The organism is Candidatus Methylomirabilota bacterium (assembly GCA_036005065.1).
Lineage (GTDB): Bacteria > Methylomirabilota > Methylomirabilia > Rokubacteriales > DASRDR01 > DASYQW01.
On sequence record DASYQW010000211.1, the window covers coordinates 1 to 10,043 of the forward strand.

Sequence of the window (10,043 nt, forward strand, 5' to 3'; positions counted from 1 at the left end):
TATCTGGGCGGCACCGGGAACGACTCGACGCGGGCCGTCACGGTGGACAGCTCCGGCAACGTCTACGTGACGGGCCGGAGCACGTCGACCGACTTCCCCATGGTCAACGCCATCTATCCGACCAACGCCGGGGGCGACGACGTCATCGTCCTGATGCTGACCCCCGCCGGCTCGGGCGCCTCCGACCTCGTGTGGTCGACGTATGTCGGCGGCACTGCCAACGACGACGGGGGCAAGAGCATCGCCGTGGACGCCAGCGGCGACGTCTATGTCACCGGGACCACCAGCTCCAGCGGCTTCCCGACCACGGCGGGGGCGTTCCAGACGGGCTACGGGGGCGGCGACGACGCCTTCGTGCTCAAGATCGGGGCCCCGCCCTCCGCGGACCTCGCCCTGACCAAGCTCGACAGCCCCGACCCCGTCACCGCCGGAAGCTCGCTGACCTACACGCTGACCGTGGCGAACAGTGGGCCCTCCGCGGCGACCGGGGTAACGCTCACCGATACCCTGCCACCCACCGTCACCTTCGTGTCCGCCACGCCAAGCCAGGGTAGCTGCAGCGGAACCACCACGGTGACCTGCTCACTCGGGAGCCTCGCCGCCGGCGCCACGGCCACCGTCACGATCGTCGTCACCCCCACGGCGGCGGGGACGATCAGCAACACGGCGACGGTGGCGGCCAACGAGACCGATCCCAATCCGGCCGACAACACCGCCACCGCGACCACGACGGTGTTGGCCGTGGCTGACCTCAGCCTGGCCAAGTCCGACTCGCCGGATCCCGTCACCGTGGGTGCCGCGCTGACCTACACGCTGACGGTCACGAACCTGGGTCCGGCCTCCGCAACCAGTGTGACCCTCACCGACGTCCTGCCGTCCACCGTCACCTTTGGCTCCGCCACGCCGAGCCAGGGGAGCTGTAGCGGGACCACCACGGTGACCTGCTCACTCGGGAGCCTCGCCGCGGGCGCCACGGCCACTGTCACGATCGTCGTCACGCCCACGGCAGCGGGGACGATCACCAATACCGCGACTGTAACGTCCGCCGAGTCCGACTCCAATTCGGCCAACAACACGGCGACGGCCACGACCACGGTCAGTAGTCCACCTCCTCCGCCGCCCCCGCCGCCTCCGCCGCCCCCGCCGCCTCCACCCCCTCCACCGCCGCCTGACGTCACGCTGTCGGTGGCCAAGACCGGGACCGGCGGCGGAAGGGTAACGAGCTCGCCGGCCGGGATCGACTGCGGCGGGACCTGCTCGGCGCGGTTCCGCCGGGACTCCACGGTGAACCTGATGGCGACCGCGGACGCCACCAGCCGGTTCGTGGAATGGCGCGGTGCCTGTGGCGGCGCCGGGGCGTGCATGGTGACCATGACCGGAGATAGGTCGGTCACCGCCGTCTTCGCGGCGGTGACCGTCGACCTGACCCTCGGAAAGGCGGGAGTGGGCCGCGGGACGGTGAGCACGCCGGATCTCGGGGAGTGCGGCGCGACGTGTCGCCGCCTCGTGTTCCGCCTGCGGATCGGCTCGTCGGTGCGGCTCACGGCCACGGCGGCCCCTGGCAGCCTCTTCGGGGAATGGCGCGGAGGCGGCTGCGGGGGGTCGGGGGACTGTACGCTCACCGTGCGGGAAGACACCGCCGTCGACGCGGTCTTCGGCCTTCAGACCGCGATTGCGACCGGGCCCGGGCCAGGGAGAGCGACGCACATCCGAGGATTCGATTCCGCCGGCCTGCCCTCCAAGACGGAGTTCTTGGCGTACGACCTGTCGTTCACCGGAGGAGTCTTCGTAGCGCGGGGCGATGTGGACGGAGACGGCCGGTTCGACATCATCACGGGCGCGGGCCCGGGCAGCCAGGGCCCACTGGTCCGAGCATTCCGTGACGACGGCACGGATCTCAGGGTGCAGTTCTTCGCCTATCGTCCGACATTCCGGGGCGGGGTGCGGGTGGCCGCCGGGAATGTGACCGGCAATGGGCCGGCGCAGATCATCACCGCCCCAGGGCCGGGCCACCCGCCGCAGGTGCGGGTCTTCGGCGTCAGGGGGAGGACTGCCGTGCCGCTGCTCAGCTTCCTGGCCGCGCCGGCGACGTTCACCCGAGGGTTGTTTGTAACGGCGGCCGATGTGGATGGCGACGGGCGGGTCGAGATCATCACGGGCCAGGATGCCGGAGGCGCGCCCGTCGTGCGGGTATGGAAAGTCGTGAGGACGACCGAGGAGCGGTGGACCGCCCGGGAGGTGGCGCGTTTCCTGGCCTTCGCCCAGGGCTTCCGGGGCGGGGTGCGGGTGGCGGCGGCGGACGTGGATGGGGACGGCCGTGCGGACATCGTGACCGGGGCGGGGCCGGGAGGCGACCCGCGGGTGCGGGTCTTCAAGGTGACCGGCGCGGCGGTGCGCCCGCTCCTGAGCTTCCTGCCCTATCCGTCGACGTTCACCGGCGGCGTCTTCGTGGCGGCAGGCCGGCTCGGCGCCGGCGGGGCTGCGATCATCGTGGGCCCCGGGCCTGAGTTCGGCCCGCACATTCGGGTCTTCAGCCCGGGGCTCCGGGAGCTGGCGAGCTTCTTCGCCTACGATCCGGCCTTCCGGGGCGAGGTTCATGTCGGGGCCGTGCCCTAGGGCTGTCGTCCGCGCGGCCGGGCTGCTCGGTGTCCTCGCGCTCGTCCAGGCGTGCGGGGGCAGCAGCAGTCAGAGTACCGGCCCCAGTGCGCCCTCGGAGATCGTGCTGACGCTGACCCGGGACGGCACCGCGGAAATCCCGGTGCCCTGCGTGGGGAGTACCCTGACGGCCACTCGCTCCGGGCAGCCGCCCCAGACCTTTCCGCTGCCACGCTCGGGCCAACTCACCGTCGTGATCTCGCCAGGGCCCCTCACCCTGACCGCGAGGCTCCCATGTGGCGGGCGCGTGTTCAGCGGTAGCACGAGCGTCGTGATCCAGGCCGGTCAAGTGGTGAACGCGACGATCCGCGTCAGCGTGGCCTTCACGCTGAGCGTGACCCGAACGGGCAGCGGCACCGTGGAGAGTTCGCCCGGCGGGATCAGCTGCGATCCGGCGTGTACCGCCTCCTTCCGCGTCGGGACGTCGGTCAGGCTGACGGCACGCCCGGCGCTAGGGTTCGCCTTCCAGGGGTGGGGCGGGCCCTGTAGCGGGCAGGGAGATTGCACGGTGACAGTGAACGGCGACGTCGCGGTCAGCGCGACGTTCACGCCCTCGGCCTTCACGCTACAGGTGCGCCCGGCCGGGACGGGCCGGGGGACGGTCACGAGCGTGCCGCCCGGGATCAACTGCGAGCCGACCTGCGCGGCGTCGTATGCGCCCGACACCGTGGTCACCTTGTTCCCCACCGCGGCCGCCAGATCCGCCTTTGCCGGCTGGAGCGGCGGTCCCTGCAGCGGCCGGGGGCCCTGCGTCGTGCGGATGACCGGCAATCTCGCGGTCACCGCCACCTTCAACCGGGCCTTTACGCTCACGGTGAACAAGGCGGGCCCCGGGAGCGGGACGGTGACCAGCTCGCCGCCAGGCATCAACTGCGGCCCGGCCTGCATCTCCTTCTCGGCGGAGTTCGAGGAGAACAGCCTCGTGACGCTGACGGCGACAGGAGCCAACTTCGGGGGCTGGAGCGGAGCCTGCAGCGGGACCGGCGCCTGCTCGGTGACGATGACCGGGGACCTCGCGGTCACCGCCACCTTCAACTGACCCCGATCCCTCGCCGTCGCGGCCGGGCCCGCGTCCGCCGTGCTAGAATCAGCGCATGCCACGCGCACGGGTCGCGGTCCTCCGGACGCGCCCGGAGACCGTCGTCCAGGACTACGGCCGCCTTCTCCGGCTGGCCGAGTACGACCGCGTCCTCCCCCGGGAGGGCGAAGTCCTCCTCAAGCTGAACCTCTCGTGGACGAAGTACTTCCCGGCCTGCTCGACCCAGCCCTGGCAGCTCGAAGGGGTGGTCCGGACCCTGCTCGAGGACGGCTACCACCGCGAACGCCTCCATCCGATCGAGAACAAGACGGTCGTCACCAATCCCCGGAAGGGCGCGGTCGCGAACCGCTGGCTGCCGATCCTCGAGCGCTACGGGCTCCCGTTCATCCCGCTCCCCGAGGTGGAGTGGACGACCTACCGCTTCCAGAGCCCGCTCCTCAAGCTCAACGACATCTTCCCGGAGGGGATCGAGATCCCCAAGATGTACGTCGGGGCGAGCGTGCTCCACATGCCGACCGTGAAAGTCCACGGACACTCGACGACGACGGGAGCGGTAAAGAATAGCTTCGGGGGCCTCCTGAAAGAGGTCCGCCACTACGCGCATGAGTTCATCCACGAGGTCCTCGTCGATCTGCTCTACATGCAGCGCGAGCTCCACCCGGGCGTCTTTGCCGTGATGGATGGGACCGTGGTCGGCGATGGCGCCGGCCCGCGGACGATGGTGCCGAGGGAGGGCAACCTGATCCTGGCCTCGGCCGACTCGGTGGCGATCGACGCCATCGCCGCGCGCCTCATGGGATTCGACCCGCTCGCGATCCCGTACCTCCGGATGGCTCACGAGCGCGGCCTCGGCGTGGCCGACCCCCGGGAGATCGAGCTCCTCGGTGACGACGTCGCCGACGTGAACTTCCGCTGCCAGACGTCGCGGAGCCTGGTGATCTGGGGCGACCAGCTCATCCGGCGGGGCCCCCTGCGCCCGCTCAAGCACCTCCTGCTCCACTCCCCCCTCGTCGTCTGGGCCCCGTTCGCCTCGAACGTCTACCACGACCTCCTCTGGTACCCCACCATCGGCCGGGGGCGCATCCGCGCCTTTGCCCGGACCGGCTGGGGCCGTCTCTTCGCCCGCTACTGAGCCCGCGGCCGCCAGTTGAGCGGCCGGCCGAGGTTTCGATAGAATCAAAGGCCATGGGCGAGCCGGTCCGCGTCCGCTTCGCGCCGAGCCCCACCGGGCACCTTCACGTGGGAGGCGCCCGGACGGCGCTCTTCAACTGGCTCTTCGCCCGCCACGCCCGCGGGGCCTTCCTCCTGCGGATCGAGGACACCGACCGCACGCGCTCCACCGACGAGTCGATCCGCCAGATCCTCGAGGCGATGACCTGGCTCGGTCTCGACTGGGATCCGGAGGGTCCGGAGGACGACGGAAGCTTTCGCGGGTACTTCCGCCAGACGGGCCGGCTCGACGTCTACCGCGCCCACGCCGAGCGCCTGCTCGGCGAGGGCCACGCCTACCGCTGCTACTGTCCCCCGGACGACCTGGACGCGCAGCGGCAGGCCGCCCGGGCCCGCGGGGAGACCTACCGCTACGACGGGCGCTGCCGGACGGCCGCCGACCGGCCCGGCGTCCCGGCCGCCCTCCGCCTCCGGATCCCCGACGAGGGCGTCACCGTCGTCCCCGACCTCATCCACGGCGAGGTGACCTTCGACCGCGCCACCCTGGACGACTGGATCCTCGTCCGCTCGGACGGCTCGCCGACCTACAATTTCTGCGTGGTCGTCGACGACGTGACGATGAAGATCACCCACGTCATCCGCGGCAACGATCACCTCTCGAATACTCCGAAGCAGATCCTGCTCTACGAGGCCCTCGGCTACCCCCGCCCCGTCTTCGCCCACATCCCGATGATCCTGGGCCCCGACCGGAGCCGCCTGTCGAAGCGCCACGGCGCGACCTCCGTCCTGGCCTTCCGCGAGGAGGGGTTCCTGCCGGAGGCGATGGTCAACTACCTGGCCCGCCTCGGGTGGGCTCACGGCGACCAGGAGATCTTCAGCCGCGAGGAGCTGATCCGGCTCTTCGACATCCGCCAGGTCGGGTCCGCCCCCGCGATCTTCGACCGGACGAAGCTCGAGTGGGTAAACAGCCAGTGGCTCCAGCGCCTGAAGGAGAGCCTGGCCCCCCGGCTGGCGCCCTTCGTGGAGCGCCTGGGTGTGCCGGCGCCGCCGGAGTCGTTGCTGGTGAGCATGGCCGTCCATCTCAGCACGCGGGCGACCACGCTGGCCGACCTCGCCCGGCAGGGCGAGTTCTACGTCAAGCGGCCGAGCGCCTACGATCCGGTGGCGGCCGGCAAGCTGTTGACGCCCGCTGCCCGGCCTCGCCTCGAGCGTCTCGTCCGGCGGCTCACGACGCTGGCGACCTGGGACGAGGCGAGCCTGGACGGCGCTTGCCGCCAGCTCGCCTCCGAGCTGGGAGTCAAGCTCGTGGATCTCGCCCAGCCGGCCCGTCTCGCCCTGACCGGGCGCACGGCGAGCCCTCCGCTGTTCTCCATCATGGACGCCCTCGGCCGCGACGAGACGCTGGCGCGCCTCCGGGCCGCGCTCACCCGCATCCCGGCGGCCACCCCGTGACGACGAAGCTCCTCATCGTCCTCCTCGGCGGCATGGCCCTGCTCCTCTACGGCATGCAGCTCACCGGCGAAGCGCTCCAGCGGGCGGCCGGTGCCCGGCTGCGGCAGATCCTGACCCATCTCACCTCGAACCGCGTGTCGGCCGCGCTCACCGGGGCCGGCGTCACCGCCCTCATCCAGTCGTCCACCGCCACCACGGTGATGCTGATCGGCTTCGTCCAGGCCGGGCTCCTCACCCTCCACCAGGCGATGGGGATCATCCTCGGCGCGGATGTCGGCACCACGTTGACCGTCCAGCTCATCGCCTTCCACATCTACGACTACGCCCCGCTCATGGTCGGCGTCGGCTTCGCCGTCCTCTTCTTCGCCCGGCGGCGGCTCTTCAAGGACCTCGGGCAGGCCCTCCTCGGGTTCGGCCTGATCTTCCTCGGCCTCAAGCTGATGATCGAGGGCATGGCGCCGCTCAAGGACAGTCCGCTCGTGGCCCAGGTCCTCCTCGCATTCGCCGAGAGCCCGATCCTCGGGATCGCGGCGGCCGCCGTCTTTGCCGCGGTCGTCGCCTCGTCGGCGGCGACCATCGGCCTGGCGATCGCGCTGGCCGCCCACGGGCTGGTGCCCCTGGCCGGCGCGGTCCCGCTCGTCCTCGGCGCCAACATCGGCACCTGCGCCACGGCGCTGGCGGCTTCCATGGGATCCACCACGGAGGCGAAGCGGGTCGCGGTCGCCCACATCGGCTTCAAGCTGCTCGGGGCGGCCGTGGTGCTGCCGTTCCTCGGACCGTTCGTGGACTTGGCGGCCGCGAGCGCGTCGGACCTGCCGCGCCAGATCGCCAACGCCCACACCTTCTTCAACGTCGGGATCTCCCTCCTGTTCCTGCCGTTTCAGCGCCTGGCCGCGCGCCTCATCGTGGCCGCCGTCCCGGACCGGCCCGAGGAGGAGGCGCGCTTCCGGACCCGGTACCTGGACGATCGGTTCGCCGACCAGCCGGGCCTGGCGATCGGCCAGGCCCAGCGGGAGGCCCTGCGGATGGCCGACATCGTGCAGGGGATGCTCCGCGACGCCGCCCCGGTGTTCCGCTCGGGCAGCCAGGAGCTCCTGGAGGACGTCGAGCGCCGCGACGACCAGGTGGACTACCTCGAGCGGGAGATCAAGCTCTATCTCACGCGCCTCGCCAAGCAGACGATGACCGAAGACCTCTCCCGGCGCGAGATCGCGCTCCTCGGCTTCATCGGCAACATGGAGAACATCGGGGACATCATCGACAAGAACCTGATGGAGCTGGCTCGCAAGAAGCTCTTCCAGGGCCGGCGCTTCTCCGAGCCCGGCGAGGCGGAGCTGATGGACTTCCACGCCCAGGTCTCCAAGAACCTCGAGCGCGCCATCGTGGCCTTCGCCTCCGGCGACCGGGCCCTGGCCCACGAGGTCCTCGAGCAGCGCGCGATCGTGCGGCAGCGCGAGCGCGACCTCCGGCAGTCGCACCTGGACCGCCTCCGGGCCGGCCTCGCCGAGTCGATGGAGACCTCGGAGATCCACCTCGACGTCCTGACCAACCTCAAGCGCATCAACTCCCACATCACCGCCGTCGTCTACCCCATCGTTGAGCAGTGAACGGTCCGGCTGGGCCGCGGCCCGGTTGACAACGTGCGACCGGGCTGGGGATAATGGGCCGAGCGTGCCGGGGGGCGGCCTCCACGGTCCGGCGCGGCCCCAAAGAGAGAGCGGAGCCTCACACCCCATGTCTCGCGATCGACTCCGGATCCTGTTCGTCGCCTCCGAGGTCGAGCCGTTCGCCAAGACCGGCGGACTGGCCGACGTCGCCGGCGCGCTGCCCAAGGCGCTCTCGGCCCTGGGGCACGACGTGCGCGTGATCATGCCCAAGTACGCGGGCGTGGAGCGCACGGCCGGGGCCCTCCGGACCGTCCTGCCGCGCCTCGAGGTGCCGCTGGGCACGCGGACGGTCGAGGGCAGCCTCCTGCAGGGACGCGCGGACAGCGCCGTTCCGGTCTACTTCCTGGGCCAGGACGCGTACTATGCCCGGCCGGCGCTCTACGGGACATCCGAAGGCGACTACCCGGACAACTGCGAGCGCTTCGTCTTCTTCTGCCGCGCCGTGCTGGCGGCGCTGCCCCAGCTCGACTGGCGGCCGCATCTCGTCCACGCCCACGACTGGCAGACGGGCCTCATCCCCGTCTACCTCGAGACCCTGTATCGCGACGACCCCGACTACCGCGACGTGGCGACCGTGTTCACGATCCACAATCTCGCCTACCAGGGACTCTTCTGGCACTATGACTTTCCGATGACCGGGCTCGGCTGGGATCTCTTCACGCCGGCGGGGATCGAGTTCTACGGCCGGATCAACTTCCTCAAGGGCGGCCTCGTCTTCTCCGACCTCCTCACGACGGTGAGTCCAACCTATGCCCGGGAGATCCAGACCCCCGAGTACGGCGAGGGACTCGACGGCGTGCTCCGCGAACGGAGCGCCGACCTCGTGGGCATCCTGAACGGAATCGACTACGAGCTCTGGAACCCGGCCACCGACGCCGATCTTCCGAAGCGGTACGGGCCGGACGACCTCGACGGGAAAGCCGCGTGCAAGGCCGCGCTCCGGCAAGAGATGGGCCTCGCCGATCCGGGCCGCCCGGCGCCGCTGGTCGGGGTCGTGAGCCGCCTGGCCGACCAGAAGGGGCTGGACCTGGTCGCCGCCGCGGTGCCGGCCATCGTCGCCGCCGGTGGCCAGTTCGTCCTCCTGGGCGCCGGCGACGAGCGGTACGAGCGCGCGTTTCCGGAGCTGGCCCAGGCGCACCCGGGGGCGGTCGCCGTGAAGATCGGGTTCAACATCGGGCTCGCGCGGCGCATCTACGCGGGCGCCGACTGCTTCCTCATGCCGTCCCGGTATGAGCCGTGTGGCCTCGGGCAGCTCATCTCGCTCCGATACGGCACCATCCCCATCGTGCGCCGGACCGGAGGCCTCGCGGACACCATCCAGGAATGGAGCGCGGAGGCCGGAACGGGCACCGGCTTCCTCTTCGACGACATGACGCCCGAGGCCTGCGGCGCGGCGGTGACCCGGGCGCTGGCGGCCTACGGGAATCCGACGGCCTGGCGCCGCCTCGTGCGGAACGCGATGGCCGAGGACGTCTCGTGGGAGGCGTCGGCCGAGAAGTACGTCAACTGCTACCGCAAGGCCGTGAAGAAAGCGCGGAGGCACGCATGAAAAAGGTCGAGGCGATCATCAAGCCGTTCAAGCTCGACGACGTCAAGGAGGCGCTGACGGAGCTGGGCGTCATCGGAATGACGGTGACCGAGGTGCGCGGCTTCGGGCGGCAGAAGGGGCACACCGAGCTGTACCGCGGCTCGGAGTACACCATCGACTTCCTGCCCAAGGTGAAGATCGAGGTGGTCGTGGCCGACCATCTGATGGAGAAGGTCGTCTCCACGATCGTGGCCGCCGCGAAGACCGGCTCCATCGGCGATGGCAAGGTGTTCGTCCTGCCCATCGACGAGTCGCTCCGCATCCGGACGGGCGAGACGGGAGAGTCCGCGGTCTGAGTCTAGCAGTGCGAGGCGCAGCCGAAGGCGAGGCGAGCCAGGCGAAGATCGCGCTGACGTCCGATTCCGAGTTGCTCTCGGCATCCCCGACGAGCGCCGCCGCCCGCCGGCGCCTCCGCCGGCTCGGCTTCACCGACCCCCGCCGCGCCCTCGTCAACCTGCACGCGCTGACCCCC

General features: G+C 70.8%; 7 protein-coding genes. All 7 read left to right on the forward strand.

Features of this window, described 5'->3' with window-relative positions; all coding sequences use genetic code 11:
- Positions 1–2,616, forward strand: a 2,616-nt coding sequence (locus tag VGW35_15630; GenBank protein ID HEV8309090.1) for an SBBP repeat-containing protein, incomplete at its 5' end; no start/stop codon positions are given.
- Positions 2,617–2,902: 286 nt separating this feature from the next.
- Positions 2,903–3,694, forward strand: coding sequence for a hypothetical protein (locus tag VGW35_15635; protein ID HEV8309091.1), 792 nt, complete (start codon positions 2,903–2,905; stop codon positions 3,692–3,694).
- A 55-nt stretch (positions 3,695–3,749) separates the two neighbouring features.
- Positions 3,750–4,826: a DUF362 domain-containing protein gene (locus VGW35_15640; protein ID HEV8309092.1), complete on the forward strand. Its 1,077-nt coding sequence runs from the start codon at positions 3,750–3,752 to the stop codon at positions 4,824–4,826.
- 53 nt (positions 4,827–4,879) lie between these two features.
- The gene (gene gltX / locus VGW35_15645) at positions 4,880–6,316 is read left to right on the forward strand and encodes a glutamate--tRNA ligase (protein HEV8309093.1); all 1,437 of its coding nucleotides are present in this window, start codon (positions 4,880–4,882) and stop codon (positions 6,314–6,316) included.
- On the forward strand, positions 6,313–7,923 hold the full coding sequence (locus VGW35_15650; GenBank protein ID HEV8309094.1) for a Na/Pi cotransporter family protein: 1,611 nt from the start codon (positions 6,313–6,315) through the stop codon (positions 7,921–7,923). The genes gltX and VGW35_15650 overlap by 4 nt, the downstream gene beginning before the upstream one ends.
- A 127-nt stretch (positions 7,924–8,050) precedes the next feature.
- Positions 8,051–9,532: a glycogen synthase GlgA gene (gene glgA, locus VGW35_15655; protein HEV8309095.1), complete on the forward strand. Its 1,482-nt coding sequence runs from the start codon at positions 8,051–8,053 to the stop codon at positions 9,530–9,532.
- Positions 9,529–9,867 (forward strand): P-II family nitrogen regulator, encoded by a 339-nt coding sequence (locus tag VGW35_15660; protein HEV8309096.1) that lies wholly within the window; start codon positions 9,529–9,531, stop codon positions 9,865–9,867. Before glgA ends, VGW35_15660 begins: the two co-directional genes overlap by 4 nt.
- The last annotated feature ends 176 nt before the right edge of the window (positions 9,868–10,043 follow it).